This window comes from Azospirillum sp. HJ39, from assembly GCF_041507355.1.
Taxonomy (GTDB): domain Bacteria; phylum Pseudomonadota; class Alphaproteobacteria; order Azospirillales; family Azospirillaceae; genus Azospirillum; species Azospirillum thiophilum.
Genome location: NZ_CP167911.1, coordinates 1,011,346 through 1,032,128, shown reverse-complemented (window position 1 = coordinate 1,032,128; position 20,783 = coordinate 1,011,346). Strand labels below are relative to the sequence as shown.

17 protein-coding genes and 3 tRNA genes are annotated in these 20,783 nt (G+C 67.2%); 4 read left to right on the top strand and 16 right to left on the bottom strand.

Annotated elements, in window-relative coordinates; genetic code table 11:
• Positions 1-6 precede the first annotated feature (6 nt).
• Complete coding sequence (locus ABMY26_RS18250) at positions 7-741, bottom strand: hypothetical protein (protein ID WP_372398599.1); 735 nt, start codon at positions 739-741, stop codon at positions 7-9.
• A 90-nt stretch (positions 742-831) separates the two neighbouring features.
• Positions 832-2,076, bottom strand: a complete 1,245-nt coding sequence (gene serA / locus ABMY26_RS18245) for a phosphoglycerate dehydrogenase (RefSeq protein WP_372398598.1) — start codon at positions 2,074-2,076, stop codon at positions 832-834.
• Between the two features lie 217 nt (positions 2,077-2,293).
• Between serA and arsC the strand changes: the two genes are divergently transcribed.
• From arsC to ABMY26_RS18230, 3 genes are all read left to right on the top strand, one after another.
• Positions 2,294-2,635, top strand: coding sequence for an arsenate reductase (glutaredoxin) (gene arsC / locus ABMY26_RS18240; RefSeq protein ID WP_372398597.1), 342 nt, complete (start codon positions 2,294-2,296; stop codon positions 2,633-2,635).
• A 53-nt stretch (positions 2,636-2,688) separates the two neighbouring features.
• Positions 2,689-3,621, top strand: coding sequence for a 50S ribosomal protein L3 N(5)-glutamine methyltransferase (gene prmB / locus ABMY26_RS18235; RefSeq protein ID WP_372398596.1), 933 nt, complete (start codon positions 2,689-2,691; stop codon positions 3,619-3,621).
• A gap of 97 nt (positions 3,622-3,718) precedes the next feature.
• Positions 3,719-4,714: an alpha/beta fold hydrolase gene (locus ABMY26_RS18230; protein WP_372398595.1), complete on the top strand. Its 996-nt coding sequence runs from the start codon at positions 3,719-3,721 to the stop codon at positions 4,712-4,714.
• Between the two features lie 7 nt (positions 4,715-4,721).
• On the opposite strand, the gene ABMY26_RS18225 is transcribed toward ABMY26_RS18230, so the two are convergent.
• The 14 genes from ABMY26_RS18225 to ABMY26_RS18160 all read right to left on the bottom strand — a co-directional run bounded on the left by ABMY26_RS18225 (position 4,722) and on the right by ABMY26_RS18160 (position 19,948).
• Positions 4,722-5,312, bottom strand: a complete 591-nt coding sequence (locus ABMY26_RS18225; protein ID WP_372398594.1) for a GNAT family N-acetyltransferase — start codon at positions 5,310-5,312, stop codon at positions 4,722-4,724.
• Between the two features lie 46 nt (positions 5,313-5,358).
• On the bottom strand, positions 5,359-5,814 hold the full coding sequence (locus ABMY26_RS18220) for a MarR family winged helix-turn-helix transcriptional regulator (RefSeq protein WP_372398593.1): 456 nt from the start codon (positions 5,812-5,814) through the stop codon (positions 5,359-5,361).
• Positions 5,815-5,982: 168 nt separating this feature from the next.
• A complete protein-coding gene (locus tag ABMY26_RS18215) occupies positions 5,983-6,402 on the bottom strand; it encodes an organic hydroperoxide resistance protein (RefSeq protein WP_372398592.1) in 420 nt (139 codons plus the stop codon).
• A 656-nt stretch (positions 6,403-7,058) separates the two neighbouring features.
• Positions 7,059-7,133 (bottom strand) — tRNA-Val (locus tag ABMY26_RS18210).
• A gap of 88 nt (positions 7,134-7,221) precedes the next feature.
• On the bottom strand, positions 7,222-7,494 hold the full coding sequence (locus ABMY26_RS18205) for an HU family DNA-binding protein (RefSeq protein WP_012974523.1): 273 nt from the start codon (positions 7,492-7,494) through the stop codon (positions 7,222-7,224).
• Between the two features lie 197 nt (positions 7,495-7,691).
• The gene (gene lon, locus ABMY26_RS18200; RefSeq protein WP_372398591.1) at positions 7,692-10,106 is read right to left on the bottom strand and encodes an endopeptidase La; all 2,415 of its coding nucleotides are present in this window, start codon (positions 10,104-10,106) and stop codon (positions 7,692-7,694) included.
• Between the two features lie 207 nt (positions 10,107-10,313).
• Entirely contained in the window at positions 10,314-12,260 is a 1,947-nt protein-coding gene (locus ABMY26_RS18195; RefSeq protein ID WP_372398590.1) for a methyl-accepting chemotaxis protein, read from the bottom strand.
• Positions 12,261-12,685: 425 nt separating this feature from the next.
• Entirely contained in the window at positions 12,686-13,948 is a 1,263-nt protein-coding gene (gene clpX, locus ABMY26_RS18190; protein WP_149198333.1) for an ATP-dependent Clp protease ATP-binding subunit ClpX, read from the bottom strand.
• A 230-nt stretch (positions 13,949-14,178) separates the two neighbouring features.
• Positions 14,179-14,805: an ATP-dependent Clp endopeptidase proteolytic subunit ClpP gene (gene clpP / locus ABMY26_RS18185; protein WP_045582064.1), complete on the bottom strand. Its 627-nt coding sequence runs from the start codon at positions 14,803-14,805 to the stop codon at positions 14,179-14,181.
• A gap of 112 nt (positions 14,806-14,917) precedes the next feature.
• Positions 14,918-16,261, bottom strand: a complete 1,344-nt coding sequence (gene tig / locus ABMY26_RS18180; RefSeq protein ID WP_372398589.1) for a trigger factor — start codon at positions 16,259-16,261, stop codon at positions 14,918-14,920.
• A gap of 91 nt (positions 16,262-16,352) precedes the next feature.
• Positions 16,353-16,437: transfer RNA gene (locus ABMY26_RS18175), tRNA-Leu, on the bottom strand.
• Between the two features lie 139 nt (positions 16,438-16,576).
• Entirely contained in the window at positions 16,577-18,154 is a 1,578-nt protein-coding gene (locus ABMY26_RS18170; RefSeq protein WP_372398588.1) for a malonyl-CoA decarboxylase, read from the bottom strand.
• A gap of 78 nt (positions 18,155-18,232) precedes the next feature.
• Positions 18,233-19,696: an NAD(P)H-hydrate dehydratase gene (locus tag ABMY26_RS18165; RefSeq protein WP_372398587.1), complete on the bottom strand. Its 1,464-nt coding sequence runs from the start codon at positions 19,694-19,696 to the stop codon at positions 18,233-18,235.
• A 176-nt stretch (positions 19,697-19,872) separates the two neighbouring features.
• Positions 19,873-19,948 (bottom strand) — tRNA-His (locus ABMY26_RS18160).
• Positions 19,949-20,317: 369 nt separating this feature from the next.
• Here ABMY26_RS18160 and ABMY26_RS18155 point away from each other — a divergent pair.
• On the top strand, positions 20,318-20,656 hold the full coding sequence (locus ABMY26_RS18155) for a P-II family nitrogen regulator (RefSeq protein WP_012974531.1): 339 nt from the start codon (positions 20,318-20,320) through the stop codon (positions 20,654-20,656).
• The last annotated feature ends 127 nt before the right edge of the window (positions 20,657-20,783 follow it).

Sequence of the window (20,783 nt, the reverse complement as noted above, 5' to 3'; positions counted from 1 at the left end):
TGACCGTCAGCCCCGGCGTACCGGCTGCCGCGCCGCCGGCTTGGGCAGATAGTTGCGGGCCTCGCCGTTGCAGACGCGGCTGACCCGTTCATACTCCTCCACCGTGTCGATCCGGGCCTGCCGGCGGTCGCGCTCGCCGCCGAAGTCGCGCATGATGCCGCGCATCGCCGATTCGAGCGGCCGGCGGATCGCCGCCATCGCCTGGGCCTGGCTGCGCGACCGCACCGGCTCCAGGCGCGCGACCACCTCGTCCAGACGGCTGCGGATTTGCGGCATGAACTCGCGCAGCAGTTCCTCATCCACCGCGACATGCCTCATCTCATGCGCCAGCACCTCGCCATGCAGGCAGGACTCGGCAGGGATCTCCCTCGCGACATGGACGGTGCGCTTCTGGAATCCGAAAGTGACGGTGACCGCCCTGGGGGCCGAGCAATAGGTGCCGTCGCCCATTGCCTTGAACAGGGCGGAAACCTGCGACTGCTCGCCGTACCGCGCCTGGGTCAGGCCGAGCACATGGCCGCTGGTGGTGCCGACCGGTCCCGGCGAGCGTCCCGGCAGCCGGGTGAGCTGCACCACGGTCAGCGCATCGTCGCGCTGGATCGGCGCCAGGACGCTCTCGACTGTCAGCGTGGGCGCAGGAAAGCCGTCGCAGCCGTTGGACTGCGCAGCGGCCGGGGCGGACACCGACGACATGCCGCCAAGGACAGCGGCGAGGAAGAGGAACAGGCAGCGAACGGTCATGCCGCCACTGTTACCGGGAAACCGTCCGCCGACAAGAGACATGAAGGGGCCGGACCGCCGGGAAACCGGCGCTCCGGCCCTTCCGCAGGATCACCGGTGCGACGGGAACAGGAAGCGCGCCTTCAGGGTGCCTTCGATGGCGCGCAGGTCGTTGGTGACCTCCAGCTCGTCGACGTCGCCGTTGACGTCGACCACGACATAACCCAGCTCCGGATCGGTCTGGAGATACTGGGCGGCGATGTTCAGGTCGCGGCCGGAGAACACCTCGTTCACCTTGCGCAGCATGCCCGGACGGTTCTCGTGGACGTGCAGGAAGCGGGTGCAGCCGGCCTGCACCGGCAGCGCCACCTGCGGGAAGTTGACGGCGCCGACGGTGGAGCCGTTGTCGGAATACTCGATCAGCTTCTGCGCCACCTCGGTGCCGATGTTGGCCTGGGCCTCCATGGTCGAGCCGCCGATGTGCGGCGTCAGGATGGCGGTCTTGATGCCGCGCAGCGCGCTCTGGAACTCGTCCTTGTCCGAGCCGGGCTCGACCGGGAAGACGTCGATGGCAGCGCCCAGCACATGGCCGGACTTCATCGCGGCGGCCAGCGCCTCGATCTGCACAACCTGGCCGCGGGCGGCGTTGATCAGGTGGCTGCCCTTCTTCATGGCGGCCAATTCTCGCTCGCCGATCATGTCGCGGGTCTGCGGGGTGTCCGGCACATGCAGCGTCACCACGTCGGAGACCGACAGCAGCTCCTCCAGCGAGTCGCAGGCCCGCGCGTTGCCCAGCGCCAGCTTGCGCACGGTGTCGTAGAAGCGGACCTGCATGCCCATCGCCTCGGCCAGGATCGACACCTGGGTGCCGATATGGCCGTAGCCGACGATGCCCAGCGTCTTGCCGCGGATCTCGTAAGAGTCCTTGGCCGACTTCATCCAGCCGCCGCCATGGACCAGCTGCGACTTCTCGAAGATGCCGCGCATCAGCATGATGATCTCGCCGATCACCAGTTCCGCCACCGACCGGGTGTTGGAATAGGGGGCGTTGAAGACCGGGACGCCATGGCGCCGCGCCGCGTTCAGATCCACCTGATTGGTGCCGATGCAGAAGCAGCCGACGGTGATCAGCTTGCTCGCCGCCTCGAACACCTTGGCGGTCAGGTGGGTGCGCGAGCGGATGCCCAGGATATGGACCGAACCGATGCGCTCCAGCAGCTCCGCCTCGTCCAGCGCGCGGGGCAGCCGCTCGACGGAGGCGTAGCCGCCGCGGGCCAGCTCGTCGATGGCGTTGTCATGGACACCTTCCAGAAGAAGGATGTTGATCTTGTCCTTGGAGAGCGAGAGCTTGGTCACGGCCGGCATCCGTTCTGGGCAGCGGTTCTGTTCCGCGGCCCGTCCGCCGAAACGACTCAGGCGGGCAGCGGAAAAGCGAGCGCGCAAAATAATACCAACGGAAGCCCTTGTCACCTGAGGGATGTTGCGCCGCCGCAGCGTTTCCGCATGCCGGATTGGCGCGGAACGCGGGATGGGTGTATCTCTCGGACCGCTCCTCGAACCTTGGAAGCAGACCATGAGCGACGTGACGATCTACCATAACCCGCGCTGCAGCAAGTCGCGCGAAACGCTGGAGCTGCTGCGCTCCCGCGGCGTCGAGCCGGTGGTGATCGAGTATCTGAAGACCCCGCCGACCGCCGATGAGCTGGCCGCCATCCTGGCCAAGCTGGGCAAGGAGCCGCGCGCCGTCACCCGCGCCAAGGAAGCGGCCGAGGCCGGCATCGCCAGGGATCTGGACGGCGCGGCGCTGGTCGCCGCCCTGTCGGCCCATCCCGCCGCCATCGAACGCCCGATCGTGGTCAAGGGCGACCGTGCCCGCATCGGCCGCCCGCCGGAGTCCGTGCTGGAAATCCTGTAAACCCGCCATCCCCGCAGATCCGCCGTCCGCCCCATCACCGGAGCCCGCCGCCCGTGACCACCAAGCACACCGCCGCCGCCGCGGCCACCGAGTTGAAGACCATCCGCGATTTCCTGCGCTACGGCGTCAGCCGCTTCAACGAGGCCGATCTCGATTACGGCCACGGCACCACCACCGCCTTCGACGAGGCGGTGTTCCTGGTGCTGGAAACGCTGCACCTGCCGGTCGACCAGCTCGAGCCCTATCTGGAGTCGCGGCTGACCGCGGCGGAGCGCGAGGCGGTGGCCGGCATCCTCCATGCCCGCATCGACACCCGCAAGCCGGCGCCCTACCTGCTGAACAAGGCCTATATCCAGGGCATCCCCTTCTATGTCGACGAGCGGGTGATCGTCCCACGCTCCTACATCGGCGAGCTGCTGTTCTCCGACCTGTTCGGCGGCGACGATTTCACCCTGGTGGAGGATCCGACCTCGGTCGAGCGGGTGCTGGATCTCTGCACCGGCTCCGGCTGCCTCGCGATCCTGGCCGCCCGCATCTTCCCGGAAGCCCAGGTCGACGCCGTCGATCTGTCGCCCGACGCGCTGGAGGTGGCGAAGCGCAACGTTGCCGACAGCGGCTTCGAGGACCGCATCACGCTGCACCAGGGCGACCTGTTCGCCCCGCTGAAGACGCGGAAATACGACGTCATCATCACCAACCCGCCCTATGTCGACGCCGAGGCGATGGAGGTCTTGCCGCCGGAATTCCGCGCCGAGCCGGAGATGGCGCTGGCCGGCGGCGACGACGGGCTGGACATCGTCCGCCGCATCCTGAAGGAAGCGCCCAAGCACCTGACCCCGGACGGCGGCCTGCTGTGCGAGTTCGGCACCGGCCGCGAGATCCTGGAGGCGGAATATCCCCACCTGGACTTCCTGTGGCTGCAGACCGCCAACAGCTTCGGCGAGGTGTTCTGGCTGACGCGCGAGCAGTTGAAGGCAGGGAAGTAAAGCAAGCGCGTCCCCGATCGGGAACGCTTCCTTCCGCCGGCGGTTGTTCTCCCACGATGCTGCATCGCAGCAGCAGCCGTTTGGGAGAACGACCGCCATGACCCGCCGCACTCACGACATCCGCCATTCCGGCGCCGTCAAGGCTTTCGGCATCGCCGCGCTGGCGCTGGGCGGCCTGGCGGCCGTCAACACGCTGGTCGCCCGGCGGGACGAGCGGCGCCATCCGCCCGAAGGGCGTTTCCTGACCGTCGACGGCGTGCGGCTGCATTATTTGGAGGCGGGCAGCGGACCGCCGGTGGTCCTGTTGCACGGCAACGCCTCGACCCTCGACGATTCGCTGGCGAGCGGACTGTTCGACCGGCTGGCGCGGTCCCATCGGGTGATCGCCTTCGACCGGCCGGGCATGGGCTACAGCGAGCGGCCGCGCGGCCGCGACTGGACGCCGGAGGACCAGGCCGATCTGCTGGCCCGGGCCTTTGCCGTCCTGGGGATCGGGCAGGCGGTGGTGGTCGGCCATTCCTATGCCACGCTGGTCGCGCTGGCCCTGGCGCTGGACCATCCGGATTCGGCGCGCGCCCTGGTGCTGCTGGCCGGCTATTATTTCCCGACCACGCGGGTGGACGCGCTGATGGTGGCCCCGGTGGCGACGCCGGTGCTGGGCGACCTGCTGCGCCACACCCTCTCGCCGCCCCTCTCGAAGGCGATGATGCCGCTGATGCTGAAGGCGATGTTCTCCCCCCAGCCGGTGCCGGACGACCTGACCGGGACCTTCCCGGCCGCCCTGATCACCCGCCCCGGCCAGCTGCGCGCCAATGCCCAGGATGGCGTCACCATGGTGCCGGCCGCCGACCGCTTGCAGCACCGCTATGCCGGACTGTCCCTGCCGGTGGCGATCGTCGCCGGACATGGCGACCGTGTCGTCACCCAGGAGGAGCAGAGCGGCCGCCTGCACCATGTCCTTCCCAACAGCACCCTGCATTGGGTGCCGGGGGCCGGCCACATGGTCCATTACGCCGCCCCCGACCTCGTGGCGGGTTGCGTCGACAGGCTCTCCGTAGAACAGGCGCCCGTCGAGCCCCTGATCGCGGAGTGACAACCGCTCAGAGGTGACGCCGCATCAGGATGCTGCCGCCATGGTGCGGCAGGCGGGGGTGCCAGGGGATGTCGGCCTGTCCGATTTCCTCGAAGCCTTCGCCGGCATAGAGATGGCGGGCCGGCGCATTGTCGGCCCAGACATGGAGCGTAACCCGGTCGAAGCCGCCGGTCCGCGCGCGCGCGTAGAACCAGCCGAGCAGCCTGCCGGCGATGCCCTGCCGCCGCCATGCCGGATCGACCGCCAGCGCCGACAGGAAATAGCTGCCCCAGTCCAGCGTTTCGGAAAATGTGGCCATATGGGCGACACGGTCCGGCGGCAGGCCGCTGTAATCCTCCGTCCGGATCCAGTCGGTGGGATAGCCGTGGGCGATGCCGACCACCCGACCGTCCAGTTCCGCAACGCCGCTCTGCCGGTGCGACAGCGATCCGCTGCGTCCGGCCAGACCAGGCATCAGCATCTCCGCCGCGCTCATGTCCGGCATCAGCCCGTCGAGCAGGAAGGCGTAGACCCCGCCTCCTGCGATATCGATCAGCTGTGCCAGGTCCGGAGCGTCGTCGGCATCGGCTGGACGGATGCGGAGACGGTCGTCGGTCATCGCGAAGCACCTTGTGAGTGAAGGACAGCAGACCAACGGCTTCGGATCAGCTCCGATCCGCCGACCGGTTCAGGTCGTCGCGCAGCCGCAGCAACGCGTCGCGCAGGGGGCCCAACTCCGGCGCGGAACAGCCGGCGGCGGCGGTGATGCGGGCCGGCAGGCATTCGGCCTTGCCACGCAGCGCAGTCCCCTCCGCGGTCAGACGGACGCGCACCAGCCGTTCGTCCTGCGGGTCGCGGGCGCGGCTGACCAGCCCCTGCCCTTCCAGCCGCTTCAGCAAAGGGGTGAGCGTGCCGCTGTCCAGCCCCAACCGCTCGCCCAGGACCTTCATCGACTGGTCGTCCTCCTCCCACAGCAGCAGCATCATCAGATACTGCGGATAGGTCAGGCCCAGCGACTCCAGCAGCGGGCGATAGACCCGCGTCATCGCCAGATTCGCCGAATAGAGCGCAAAGCAGGCTTGGTTGGACAGCAACAGCGGGTCGTCTTTGTCGGCCGTCATGATTTCCGAAACCTTCAAAACGGCGCGCGCCGCCAGGGCATCGCGCGTCGGTCGATCGTGCCCGGCACAATCGCGCGCAACTGCCCGGCGGCGCAACCCCGGAACGCCTGCCATGCGCGGCGGGCGCGTCCGGTTCGCTGCCTTACGCGAGGCCCTCAGGCGATGCCCTCAGGCGATGGTCGTGGTGACCGGGATGTTGCCCTTGGTGGCGTGACTGTAGGGGCAGACCTTGTGCGCGCGGGCGAGGAGGTCTTCGGCAGCGGCCTTGTCCATGCCCGGCAGAGAAACCACGAAATCGACCGTCAACCCGAAGCCTTCGCCGTCGTCACGGGCGCCGATGCCGACCTTGGCATTCACGGTCAGGTCGGCAGGAACGGCGATCTTGTCGCGGTTGCCGACGAACTTGATGGCGCCGATGAAGCAGGCCGAGTAACCGGCGGCGAACAGCTGTTCCGGGTTGGTGGCCCCACCCTGCCCGCCGAGCTCCTTCGGCGCGGCCAGCGCGACCGACAGCAGGCCATCCTCGCTGACGGCCTTGCCGTCACGGCCACCGGTGGCGGTCACCTTGGTCGAATAGAGGGTCTTCATGATGTGCAACTCCTTGCGTGCAGGCGATGCCCCTCTGGAGGGGTCGCCAGGTTGGAACCGGGAGGCGACGGCGGGAAGCACCGGCGCCGCGTCATCTCGTGGGAATGAATATGACGCACAATCGAATTGCTCGCAACCAATTTCGGCATGCACAATTCGATTGCGCACGATGCGATATATGCATGCCATCGGATCCAGATGCTCGGGGCGCGGCCGAAAACCCACCTGCCGCCGGGACCGGTCGGCAGCTTCGATACACAGGACCGGGGATTTGAGGGACGTTCAAATTCTACTGTGCCATCAGCATGTCGTGGGGCTGACGGCCAACGGCATGAAAGGGATCATGCTCCGTTCAGGAGGGCGTCATCGATCCCGGCAGGCCTGACAACATCAGCGAATCACGGTTCACAGCGGATATCGCGTGCCTTGCAACACCATCGCTCGAATGCTGAATGATCGGTAGAAAGGGATGGAGGCTGTCCGGATAGCACCGATCGCTATCACAGCGCGATCGACGGTTGGCGTCGCCGCAGGGAGCGACGCCGCTCCGCACATGCCCGGCATCGGCCATCGGCACGGCGTTACCTAAATGCTACCCAGGTCGGTTCAGCGCACTCTCGCGGGTCGTGGCGATACCGCTAGAGCATTGAAAAAACTGGTGGGCGATGAGGGGATCGAACCCCCGACATCCTCGGTGTAAACGAGGCGCTCTACCGCTGAGCTAATCGCCCGGAAGAATCCGTCGCCGCCAAACGACGACCGGCCGGGTTGGTCCCCGGCCGGCGGCACTATGCCCCGAAGGGGCGATAGACTTCAAGCTCAGTTCAGGGCGTCCTTGAGAGTCTTGCCCGCCTTGAACTTCGGCTGCTTGGAAGCCGGAATGTCGATCTTCTCGCCGGTACGCGGGTTGCGCCCCTCGGTCGCGGGACGCTCGGCCACCGCAAAGGTGCCGAAGCCGACCAGACGGACCTCATCGCCATTCTTCAGCGATTCGGCGATGCTGTCGAATACCGCATCGACGGCCTTCGTGGCGTCGGTCTTGGACAAACCGGACGCTTCGGCAACATGCGCCACGAGATCGTTCTTGTTCACGCAATCCCCCTTCCGAATTCAGCAAATACTGAAAGACAAAAGCCGCCCCAGGACTTTTTGTCCACGACTTTTTGAAAGCAAAGGATAAGCACGGCGTATGCCGCCCGTCAATTCCCGACGGGCGGCAAAGCTCGTTTCATCCAGAAAGCCGCATGTCCGGCAGCGGCCCCGGTACCGCCGGGACCGCGCGCCCCGGATCAGTGACGCAGGCCCTCACCGTCGGCCGCCTTCTCCTGGACCTTGGCAGCGGCCGGATCGACCTCCTGCTCGGTCCATTCGATCGGCTCCAGCGGACGGACCAGCGCGTTGCGCAGCACCTCGTCCACCGTGGCGACGGGCATGATGTCCAGCCCGCGCTTCACGTTGTCCGGGATGTCGGCCAGATCCTTCTCGTTGTCCTTCGGGATCAGCACCCGCTTGATGCCGCCGCGCAGTGCGGCCAGCAGCTTCTCCTTCAGGCCACCGATCGGCAGCACCCGGCCGCGCAGCGTGATCTCGCCGGTCATCGCCACGTCCTTGCGCACCGGAATGCCGGTCAGCACCGAGACGATGGAGGTGGCCATGGCGACACCGGCCGACGGGCCGTCCTTCGGCGTGGCGCCTTCGGGAACATGGACGTGGATGTCCTTCTTCTCGAACAGCGTCGGCTTGATGCCGAAGGCGACGGCGCGCGACTTGACGTAGCTCTCGGCCGCCTGGACCGATTCCTTCATCACGTCGCCCAGCTTGCCGGTGGTGGTGACGCGGCCCTTGCCGGGCAGGCCCACCGCCTCGATCGACAGCAACTCGCCGCCGACTTCCGTCCAGGCCAGACCGGTGGTCACGCCGACCAGATCCTCCAGTTCCGCCTCGCCATAATGGAAGCGGCGGACGCCGGCATATTTGTCGAGGTTCCGGCGGGTGACCGCAACCTTGGCACCGCTGGTGCTCTTCAGCAGGATTTCCTTGACCGCCTTGCGGCACAGGTTCGCGATCTCGCGCTCCAGCGAGCGGACGCCGGCTTCCCGCGTGTAGTAGCGGACCAGATCGCGCAGCGCGTCGTCGGAAATGGTGAACTCGCCCTTCTTCAGGCCGTTCGCCTCGATCTGCTTCTCGATCAGGTGGCGCTTGGAGATCTCGACCTTCTCGTCCTCGGTGTAACCGGCGACGCGGATGATCTCCATGCGGTCCAGCAGCGGCTGCGGCATGCGCATCGTGTTGGCGGTGCAGACGAACATCACGTCGGACAGGTCGTAGTCGACCTCGAGGTAATGGTCGTTGAAGGTGCCGTTCTGCTCCGGATCCAGAACCTCCAGCAGGGCGGACGACGGATCGCCGCGCCAATCGGCGCCGAGCTTGTCGATCTCGTCCAGCAGGAAGAGCGGGTTGGAGGATTTGGCCTTCTTCATGCCCTGGATGACCTTGCCGGGCATCGAGCCGATGTAGGTGCGGCGGTGGCCGCGCACCTCGGCCTCGTCACGGACGCCGCCCAGCGACATGCGGACGAAGTTGCGTCCCGTCGACTTGGCGATCGACTTGCCGAGCGAGGTCTTGCCGACGCCGGGCGGACCGACGAGGCAGAGGATCGGGCCCTTGACCTTGTTCATCCGGTTCTGGACGGCGAGATACTCGAGGATGCGTTCCTTGACCTTCTCCAGACCGTAATGGTCGGCGTCCAGCACCTTCTGGGCCAGCTTCAGGTCGCGCTTCACCTTGGTGCGCTTCTTCCACGGAATGGACAGCATCCAATCCAGATAGTTGCGCACCACGGTCGCTTCCGCCGACATCGGGCTCATCGACCGCAGCTTCTTCAGCTCGGCAAGCGCCTTGTCGCGGGCTTCCTTGGAGAAGCGGGTCTTGTTGATCTTCTCTTCCAGTTCAGCCGATTCGTCACGGCCGTCCTCGGTCTCGCCGAGCTCCTTCTGGATCGCCTTCAGCTGCTCGTTCAGGTAGTATTCGCGCTGGGTCTTCTCCATCTGCCGCTTGACGCGGTTGCGGATGCGCTTTTCCACCTGCAGCACGCCGATCTCGCCTTCCATGAAGGCATAGACGCGTTCCAGACGCTCCGACACGGTGGCGCATTCCAGCAGCTGCTGCTTTTCCGGAATCTTCAGCGCCAGATGCGAGGCGACGGTGTCGGCCAGCTTGCCCGATTCCTCGATCTGGTTGATCGAAACCAGAACCTCGGGCGGAATCTTCTTGTTCAGCTTGATGTACTGTTCGAACTGCGAGACCACGGCGCGGCTCAGCGCCTCCAGCTCCTGGTTCTCGCCGGTCTTCTCCTCGACCAGTTCGGCCTGGGCCTGGAAGAACTCCTCATTGTCGGCGAACTTGGTGATGGCAGCACGCTGGCCGCCTTCCACCAGCACCTTGACGGTCCCGTCCGGCAGCTTCAGCAACTGCAACACGGTGCCGACGGTGCCGACGCTGTAGATGTCGGCCGGAGTCGGATCGTCCTGCGCGGCGTTCTTCTGGGTGACCAGCAGGATCTGCTTGTCATCCTTCATCACGTCTTCCAGCGCGCGCACGGACTTCTCGCGCCCGACGAACAGCGGCACGATCATGTGGGGGAAGACCACGATGTCGCGCAGCGGCAGGACCGGGTAGAGGGCACCACGGGAGAGTTCGATCATCGGCAGGGCCTCAATGAATGGATCGCCGCCAGCCCGGAATGGGCCTGACACGGCCACCCGCCTCGGGATAAGCGCGGGGATTGCCTACGGCACCCGACTAACGTGGCACACGCTCCAGCCCCCTTCAAGGGGGTGAGGAGCCCCACCGGCGGTTTCCAAGCCGCAACGCGACCGTAAACCGCCGCTTCCTTCCACGTTTTCGTCGGATCAGGCGCTTTTGAGGCGGCTTACATAGCCATCGACGGTCGTACGCAGGGTTCCGGCCTCCTGCGTCAGGCCACGCGACGCCGTCAACAGCTCTCCCGACGCGGCGCGCGTGCTTTCCGCGGTGGATGCGACCTGCCCGATGCTGCCGGACACCTCGACCGTGCCCTGGGCGGCGGCCTGGATGTTGCGGGCGATCTCGCGGGTGGCGGCGTTCTGTTCCTCCACCGCCGCCGCAACCGCGGACGCAGCCTCGCTGATCGCGGTGACGGTGCGGCTGATCGCGCCGATGGCGGTAACCGCGCTGCCGCTGACGTCGCGGATTTCGCCGACGCGGAGCTGGATGTCGTCGGTCGCCTTCGCCGTCTGGCCGGCAAGATTCTTCACCTCGTTGGCGACCACGGCAAAGCCCTTGCCGGCCTCGCCCGCGCGGGCCGCCTCGATGGTGGCGTTCAGCGCCAGCAGGTTGGTCTGCGACGCGATCGAACTGATCATATCGACCACCGAGCCGATCCCGGCCGCCCGGTCGGCCAGCGTCGCGACGATTCCAGCGGTGCTGCCGGCTTCACGCACCGCGTCCTGGGCGATGCGCGAGGCATCGTCGATTCGCCGGCTGATCTCGCCGATGGAGGATTGAAGCTGGTCGGCCGCCGCCGCCACCGTCTGGATGTTGCCGTTTGCCAGTTCCGATGCCGACGCCACCGACGACGACAGCGACGAGGCGCTTTCCGCAGCAGCCGACAGCCGTTCGGAATTTCCGCGCACCGATTCCGCGGTGGTGGACAGGTGGCCGACCACCGATTCCAGCTGCGCCACGAAGTCCTGCGTCGCCCGTTCCATCTCGCGACGGTGGCGGTCGCGCTCCTCCTGGTCGGACCGGCGCCGGGACTCGGCGTCGTCGGCCTCGCGGGCACGGGACTGCAGCACGTCGATCGCCGCGGCCATCTCGCCGATCTCGTCGGCCCGTTGCCGATGCGGCACGACGACGTCGCGCTGCCCGCCGGCAATCGCCCCAACGACCTCGGCCAGTTCGACCACCGGCCGGGACGCCCGCCGGGTGATGGCGACCGCCACGCCGATCAACGCGGCGAAGCCGACGGCGATCGCCCCGATCGCCAGCATCAGGTATCGCAGGGCCGCGGCCCGATGGGCATCCGCCATGTCCCGCCCGACGGCGAATCCCGCGTCGCGGATGAGCAGCAGATCCTGCAACAGCGGAGAGGCGGACCGCCGCCATTCCGTACCGTCCAGGTCATAGGGCTTGCCTGCACGCGAGGCGGCAAGGACACGGGCCTTGTAGGCGCCGAAGCCCTGGATATAGCCCTTGCGCGCGCCCTCCAGGGCGGTATGGAGCGCCGACTCCATCTCGCCGCCGACGATGTCGTCCTCGACGGATGCCCAAGTCGCCATGATCCGCCCTTCCAGCATCATGGCCTCGGCCTCCGCCTCCGGAGTCATCGGCTTTCCGGTACCCAGCGCCCGGAGATACAGGACGGACTGCTGGCCGCCCTGCTCGCGCAGGCCGGCCGCACGAATCGCGATGTCGGCCCGGTCGCCGACGGCCGCGTCGAGCTCGTTCAACCGGTGACCGAGACGGTTCACCGTCACGCCGACCTGCCCGGTCACCTTGACCATGCCGGCGAAGAACTGCGCCGATGCATCCGCCGGCCGGCCGGCGCGATCCTTGGCCAACCAGCCGTCGGCCTGGCTGCGGACATCCGACAGGCTGCCCGCCAGCCCGCCGACCTCGCGCTCGGCCTTCGGGTCGTCGAGCGCCCGCGCCGCGGCGACATAACCGGCAAGCGCCTTGTCCGACTGCGCCCGCGCCTTCGCCAGGGACTCGCGGCCCGCGGCCTCGATGACCGTGCCGGCCGTCAGCGGCAGGTTGACGACGCCGCGTTCAAGCGCCAGGGCTTCGTTCAATGCCGTGGCCGCACCCAGCACATCCACGATGCTCCGTGCGCCGGAGGCCCGGCCGGCCGATGCGGTTTCCTGGACCGCCAGCCACGTCGCGGGGACGGCAGAAACCACCCCGACGCAGGCCAGACAAACATAAAGGAAATTCCGTATTTTCATTGCCCGCCCACCAAAACATTCTTACGCGAATAGCCGGAAGCCACAGAAGACGAGCCAAATGAACAAGGTGGCTGGTCCAGCCAGTCCAATCATTCGCCGATCATAACGGCATCAACCTTTAGATTTCTTAAATTTGCCGCTCAGTGGAACATCCCTGACGCAGTTGAATATCGAGAATCTTTTTGCATCCCCGAATCATTCTTCCAGGCGCCGCCATTCTCCTGAACGAAAAAAGGGGCGCCGAAGCGCCCCTTTTCGTTGTACCCGAACCGTCGTCAACGAGCTTATGTGCCGGGAGCTTATGCGCCGGGCGCCTCGCTGCGCCGCTCGGCATGGACGTAGAGCGGCTTGGCCCGTCCTTCGACCACTTCCTTGTTGACCAGGATGCTTTCGATGCCGGTAAGGCCGGGCAGGTCGAACATCGGGTCGAGCAGGATGGCTTCCATGATCGAGCGAAGGCCGCGCGCACCGGTCTTGCGGGCGATCGCCTTGTGGGCGATGGCCCTCATCGCGTCCTCGGAGAACTCCAGATGGACGTCCTCCATCTCGAACAGGCGCTGGTACTGCTTGACCAGGGCGTTCTTCGGCTTGCTCAGGATCTCGACCAGCGCGCCCTCGTCCAGGTCGGACAGGGTGGCCAGCACCGGCAGGCGCCCGATGAACTCGGGGATCAGGCCGAACTTCAGCAGATCCTCGGGCTCGACCTCATGCAGGATCTCGCCGGTGGCGCGCTCGTCGGCCGACCGCACGTCGGCGCCGAAGCCGATGCTGGTGCCCTTGCCGCGCTGGGCGATGATCTTGTCCAGCCCGGCGAAGGCGCCGCCGCAGATGAACAGGATGTTGCTGGTGTCGACCTGCAGGAACTCCTGCTGCGGATGCTTGCGCCCGCCCTGCGGCGGCACCGAGGCGACGGTGCCCTCCATGATCTTCAGCAGGGCCTGCTGCACGCCCTCGCCCGACACGTCGCGCGTGATCGACGGGTTGTCGGACTTGCGGCTGATCTTATCGACCTCGTCGATGTAGACGATGCCGCGCTGGGCGCGCTCGACGTTGTAGTCGGCGGCCTGCAGCAGCTTGAGGATGATGTTCTCGACATCCTCGCCGACATAGCCGGCCTCGGTCAGCGTCGTCGCGTCGGCCATGGTGAAGGGAACGTCGATGATGCGGGCCAGCGTCTGGGCCAGCAGCGTCTTGCCGCAGCCGGTCGGGCCGATCAGCAGGATGTTCGACTTCGCCAGCTCGACGTCGTTGTGCTTCGTCCCGTGGGCGAGTCGCTTGTAATGGTTATGGACCGCCACCGACAGCACACGCTTGGCGTAGGACTGTCCGATCACGTAATCGTCGAGTACCGCATGAATGTCGCGCGGAGTCGGGACCCCGTCGCGGGACTTCACGAGGGTCGTCTTGTTCTCCTCGCGAATGATGTCCATGCACAGCTCGACGCATTCATCGCAGATGAACACCGTCGGACCGGCAATCAGCTTGCGGACCTCGTGCTGGCTCTTGCCGCAAAAGGAGCAGTAGAGCGTATTCTTCGAATCGCCGCTGCTGGACTTGCTCATCGGTACTCCGTCATCTCGCGGGAGGCGTGATCCTCGAGGACCATGCCCGTTCGCGGCGCCCCCCGACGCCGGTCCTACTCAGGTTATCGCGGACGACGCCCGCGACAAGGTCATGCGCCGGTTTTGCGACGCATCACGATCCGCACACCAGGTTTCGCCCTGATGACCGGATCGTGTCACTGCCATTCAACAACAGCGTCACGACCCGATCAACCCTTTGTTGGAAGGGCTCAGGAATGGTGGTCCACGCCGGGGCGCTTCTCGACCACCTCGTCGATCAGGCCGAAGGCCTTCGCCTCTTCCGGAGACATGAACTTGTCGCGCTCCATGGCGGTCTCGATGGTGTCGAGATCCTGCCCGGTATGCTTGACGTAGATGTCGTTCAGGCGCGAGCGCAGCTTCAGGATCTCCTGCGCCTGGATCTCGATGTCCGAGGCCTGGCCCTGGGCGCCGCCCGACGGCTGGTGGATCATGATGCGGCTGTTCGGCAGCGAGAAACGCTTGCCCGGCGCGCCGGCGGTCAGCAGCAGCGATCCCATCGACGCCGCCTGCCCCATGCACACCGTCGACACCTGCGGACGGATGTACTGCATGGTGTCGTAGATGGCGAGGCCGGCGGACACGTAGCCGCCCGGCGAATTGATGTAGAGAGCGATGTCCTTGTTCGGGTTCTCCGACTCAAGGAACAGCAGCTGCGAGCAGATCAGGCTGGCGACGGCGTCGTTCACTCCGCCGATCAGGAAGATGATCCGTTCCTTCAGCAGGCGCGAATAGATGTCGTACGCGCGCTCGCCCCGGTTGGTCTGTTCGATGACCATCGGGACCAGAGCATTCATCTTCGGCTCGAAGTCGTACATGTGTTCTTCCCTGCCCCCGCAGTTGGCTGAACCGGTGATCGTTGCCGGTACGGAACCACATATAGGAACCTATGGGGGCGGATGGTAGCCCGCCCCCACTCCTTTTGGGAGTTTAGGCCGCGGCGGCCTCGCCGCCGGTCTCGTCCTCGTCCTTGCTCAGCTCCTCGACGCTGACGGTCTTCTCGGTCACCTTGGCCTGATCCAGGATGTGATCGACCACCTTGTCCTCGAAGATCGGGGCGCGCAGGTTTTCCAGCGCCTGCTGGTTCTGCTTGAAGAACTCGAACACCTGACGCTCCTGGCCGGGGAAGCGGCGGGCCTCGTTGATCAGGGCGCGGTTCACCTCGTCCTGGGTGACCTGGATGTTGTTGCGGCGGCCGACTTCCGACAGCAGCAGCCCCAGGCGGACGCGGCGCTCGGCGATCGAGCGGTACTCGGCCTTCAGCTCGTCCTCGGACTTGTCGGCATCCTCGCCGGCGGTGCCGTTCTTCAGCTCTTCCTGCAGGCGGGCCCAGATGCCCTCGAACTCGATGTCGACCATGCCGGCCGGCACCTCGAACGAATGGGCCTCGGCCAGCTTGTCGAGCAGCTGGCGCTTCACGCGCAGGCGCGACAGGCCGGCATACTCGCCCTTGATGCGGTCGCGGATGGCTTCGCGCATCTTCTCCAGGCTCTCCATGCCGAACTCCTTGGCGAGTTCGTCATTGACCTCGGCCGGGACGTTCTTGCGCAGCTCCTTCACGTCGACTTCGAAGACGGTCGCCGCGCCCTTCAGGCGCTCGTGCGGGTAGTCTTCCGGGAAGGTGACGGTGACGGTGCGGTGCTCGCCGGCCTTGGCGCCGACCACCTGCTCCTCGAAGCCCGGCACGAAGCGGCCGGCGCCCAGCTCCAGCGGGTAGTCCTTGCCGTCCATGCCCGGCAGGGCCTCGCCGTCGACGGTGCCCGCGAAGTCGATGACGGCGATGTCGCCCATCTCGGCGGCGCGGTCGTCGGTGACCGGGGCCTGGGTCGACTGGGCCGACGCCAGGCGGGCCAGCGCCTCCTCGACCGACTCGTCGGTGACCTCGGCGACCGGCTTCTCCAGCTCGATGCCCGAGAAGTCGCCCGGCTCGACGTCCGGCAGCAGCTCGACGGCCATCTTGTAGGAGAGGTCGCCGTTCTCCTCGTACTTCTCGACCTCGATCTTCGGCTGGAGCGCGACGCGCAGGCCGCGCTCGCTCAGCACCTGGCGCGAGCTGTCGGAGATGGCGTCCTCCAGCACCTCGGACAGCACGCCGCCGAAATAGCGCTGCTTGATCACGGTGACCGGCACCTTGCCCGGACGGAAGCCCGGCAGCTGCACCGTACGGCGCAGCTCTTCCAGCTTGCCGTTCACCTTCTCTTCGATGTCCTTGGCGGAAATGACGACCTGAAATTCGCGCTTGAGGCCGTCGGTGCTGGTCTCGGTGATGTTCATCGGAACGAAAGCCTATCTCGTTGTTCCGGCCCGGCGGCGCCCGTCCAGGCGGCCCGAATCCGTGTTGTTCATGCGGTCCAAGGTGTTGCCATGGTGCGGGCGAAGGGACTTGAACCCATACGACCGAAGTCACTGGAACCTAAATCCAGCGCGTCTACCAATTCCGCCACGCCCGCGTTCATGGCAAAAGGCAGCCGCGACGGGTGCCGTGACACCCGTCGGACCGCCGGCGAAGTCCGGTCTATAGCACAGCCTGCGGGAAGCAAACAGGCAAAATGGCCTGTCCTCCCTCATCGCCGCGCGCCGCCGATTCCCTCAGCCGCCGGCCTTGCCCAGCGACCGTACGGAGGAGGAGGCGATGATGCGCCCCTCGCCGGTGTAGGCCTCGTGGTTGGCGTCGATCTCGCCCAGCCGGTAGCGGTAGTTGATCATCAGGCCGAGCGACTGGGCCAGCCCCTTGGGCGACCGGTCGGCAAGCCAGTTGAGCCGCTCCATCCGGGCGCCGTTGGTCAGGTGGAAATGTGCCACCGGATCCAGCGCCCGGGCGCGGCCGCCGCCCCTCGCCTCCTGGACCGCCGTCAGGTAATGGACGCACATGCGCATCAGCGGGCCGCGCAGGTGCCGCTGCAATTCCTCGTCCCCGGCCCATCCCGGACGGGCCAGCACGCGCGCAAGCAGCGGCGTCTCGTCGATCGCGACCTCATCCCCGTCTTCCACCGGCACCTCGGCACCGTCGTCGGCCAGCTCCAACTCGGTCAGCCGCCCGGCGATGCGCTCGGCCTCCGCGTTGGTCAGCACGGCGTCGCCATCGCGGTCGAGCGCGGCGTCGAACCAGCGGCGGAACCCCGGGATCGGCGACAGGGTGGCATAGCACTTGATGTTGGGGAACTCCGCGGCCAGCCCGTCGACCACGCGCTTGATCAGGAAATTGCCGAAGCTGATGCCGGCCAGCCCGACCTGCGCGTTGGAGATCGAATAGAAGATGGCGCTGTCGGCGCTCTTCGGGTCGCAGACCGGGGCGGTTGGGTCGAGCAGCGCCTGGACGTTGTCCGACATGCCCTGGACCAGCGCCACCTCGACGAAGATCAGCGGCTCGTGCGGCATGCGCGGATGGAAGAAGGCGAAGCAGCGGCGATCCGAATCGAGCCGGTCCTTCAAATCCTGCCAGCCGCTGATCTCGTGCACCGCCTCGTACTTGATCAGCTTCTCCAGCAGCGACGCCGGGCTGTCCCAGGTGATGCGGTGCATCTCCAGGAAACCGACGTCGAACCAAGCGCGCAGCAGGTTCTTCAGGTCGTCTTCCAGCGCCTGCAGCAGCGGTTCGCCGCGCGCCATCCCCATCAACTCGGCCCGCAGGTCGACCAGGAACTTCACCCCTTCCGGCAAAGCGTTGAACTGGGTCAGCAACCGGAGGCGCGGCGGCTCCAGCGCGCGGCGAAGCGCCCGTTCGGCATGGCCGCGGGCCACCGGGTCGGCCGCCGCCTGGAAGGTCGCCATCGCCTCCGTCACCGCGTCGCGGTCGACGTCGAAGTCGCGCGCCAGCATCAGCAGGAAATTGCGCCGGCCCTGGGGGTCGAGCGCCAGATAGGTGCGGCCGAGCTGCGCGGCGCGGGCGCGGGCCGAAACCTCGCCGCCGCGCGATTCGAGGCAGGCCTCGATCCGCTCCTTCAGCCGCTCGGCATCCTCCTTGGGCAGATGGGTGCGCGGCGGGGCGCCGACGGCGCCGCGGGCCGAGGCGGCGACCTCGCGCCAGCGGGTGCGCAGATTGTCCAGCGCACGGTCGAGGAATCCGGGCTGGGCCGGCGGCACGGCATCCGGCGGCGCGGGGTTCGGGCCGGCAGGAGGATGAGTGGCGCCAGGATGAGAGGCGGAGGTGTCGGGTACGTCGCTCATACCCCTGAGTCTGGCCCCGCCGCGGCTGCGCTGCAAGTGGGCGCGCGAACTCGGCCGTCGGAAGTGCCCCGCCCCGACCTAACCCTGCGCCTTCAACGCCCTCAGCACGCCCGGCAGGGCGCCGGCCAGATCGTCGGAGATCATGCCGGGGCCGAGCATGCACCCGGCCTCGCCATGCAGCCAGACCGCGGTGCAGGCAGCCTCGAACGCGTCCATGCCCTGCGCCAGCAGCCCCAGAACGATGCCGGCCAGCACGTCGCCGGTGCCGGCGGTCGCCAGGTCGGGCGGTGCGTTGACGTTGACCACGGCGCGGCCATCGGGCGCAGCGACCACGCTGTCGGCCCCCTTCAGCACGACAACGGCGCCCGACCGCGCCGCGGCGGCACGCACCCGAGACAGCTTGTCGCCGTCCATCCCGACCGAATCGCCGAACAGCCGGGCGAACTCCCCTTCATGCGGGGTGAGGACGCAGCGCTTGTCGAGCCGGTCGAGCAGGTCGTCCGTCGAATCGGCGAAGCTGGTCAGCGCGTCGGCGTCGAGCACGCAGGCCCGGTGGGCCTCCAGCGCCTCCAGCACCGCGGCGCGGGTGTGGGCGCCGCGGCCGGCTCCCGGCCCGAGCAGCACGGCATTCTTCCGCGTATCCTGCAGCAGCCGGCCGAAGGCTCCGGCATCCTCCAGCGGCTCGACGATCACGCTGGGGCAGCCGGCCGCATAGATGGGAAAGGCATCGGGCGGACAGGCGACGGTGACCAGCCCGGCCCCGGCCCGCAGCGCCGCGACCGATGCCAGCCGCGCCGCGCCGGTCATCCGCGCTCCGCCCAGCACCACCGCATGGCCGCGCCCATATTTGTGGCCGTCCAGCGCCGGCCAGGGAAAGCGGTGGCGCCACAGCGACGGGTCGTTCACCGCGGTCTGCGGCGCGATGCCGTCCAGCACCCGGTCGGGAATTCCGATGTCGGCGACCACCACCTCGCCGCACAGGGTGCGGCCGGGCAGCAGCACATGGCCGGGCTTGCGGCGGAAGAAGGTGACGGTCAGCGCCGCCTGGGGCGCGGCGCCGAGCACGCGGCCGCTGTCGCCGTGCAGGCCGCTCGGCACGTCGACCGCGACCACCGTGCGCCCCTCCATCGCCTCGACGACGGCGCGGGCGAGGCCGTCGAGCGGACGCGACAGCCCGGCGCCGAACAGGGCGTCGATGACCAGCGGGTTGCCCTTGAGGATGTAGGGGTCGGCGGCCTCGATCGGGCCGGGCCAGCGCTCGGCCGCCACCGCGGCGTCGCCGCTCAGCGCCGACCGGGTGCCGAGCAGCGCCAGCCGCACCGGCCAGCCGGCCTCCAGCAGCAGGCGGGCGATGACGAAACCGTCGCCGCCATTGTTGCCGGGACCGCAGAGCACGGCGGTCGGGTGCGGCGCCCAGCGCTCGCACACCGCGCGGACCACCGCGGCGCCGGCGGCCTCCATCAGGGCCGGGCCTGGCACTCCGGCGGCGATGGCCAGCTGGTCGGCCCGATACATCTCCGCGACGGACAGAAGCTCATCCATCCCCCACTCCCCCGGCCCTGGCCTTCACGAGGGCGAGCATATGCACGCCCACTCTACCCGTTGGCAAGCTCTTCACCCGGATCGGACGATGCGGACAAGCATAAACGCCCGCAAAACGGCGGGCCAGCCGTGCGGACGTCGAGAAATCGGGTTTTGCGTATGATTTGAAGAGGGAATGGGGCGATGGATGGGACTCGAACCCACGACCACTCGGACCACAACCGAGGGCTCTACCAACTGAGCTACCACCGCCGCCGTCAGCGTCGCCGCCGTCGGGAGCCGCGTTATGCTCCAAGAGCGGATGTCCGGTCAAGCGGCTTTTTTCACGCCATCGAAAAAAGTTCCCGGACACCGTTCCGCTCCCAATTCCCCGACCGCGGGGCCCTCCGCGGCGGTGCGAATGCGCGGATCGCTTGCGCCATTTGCACAAATATTGTTCACTCCGCCGCATCCTTCGGCAGCACCCTGCCCCATCGGACGGCATCCAACCGTCTTATGACCAGCGTCGGTGCCGCCGGACCGGATCGGCCGAATGTGGCACGCTCCATGCTTACCGTCGTCGTTGTCGGCAGTGCCGTGGACGGTGCCTGCCGGCGTTGGCACCTCGTACACGAGAGACCCATGAAGAAGATCGAAGCCATCATCAAGCCGTTCAAACTCGACGAGGTGAAGGAAGCCCTTCACGAGGTCGGGATCAAGGGGATCACCGTCACCGAAGCCAAGGGCTTCGGCCGCCAGAAGGGCCACACGGAGCTTTACCGGGGCGCGGAATACGTCGTGGATTTCCTGCCGAAGGTGAAGATCGAAGTGGTGATGGAAGATTCCCTGGTGGAACGGGCGATCGAGGCGATCCAGCAGGCCGCTCACACCGGCCGCATCGGCGACGGCAAGATCTTCGTCACGCCCGTGGAGGAAGTGGTCCGCATCCGCACCGGCGAGAAGGGTGCCGACGCGATCTGATCGCGTGCGGCCCTGATCCCCTCCAACCGACCAGCACCCGCCAACATGCGCCGTTTTCCCTTCCCCTTCCCGCCGGCCCCGGCCGCACCCTCCGCCGAACGGCCGATGGCCGCCTATGGCGGACGTG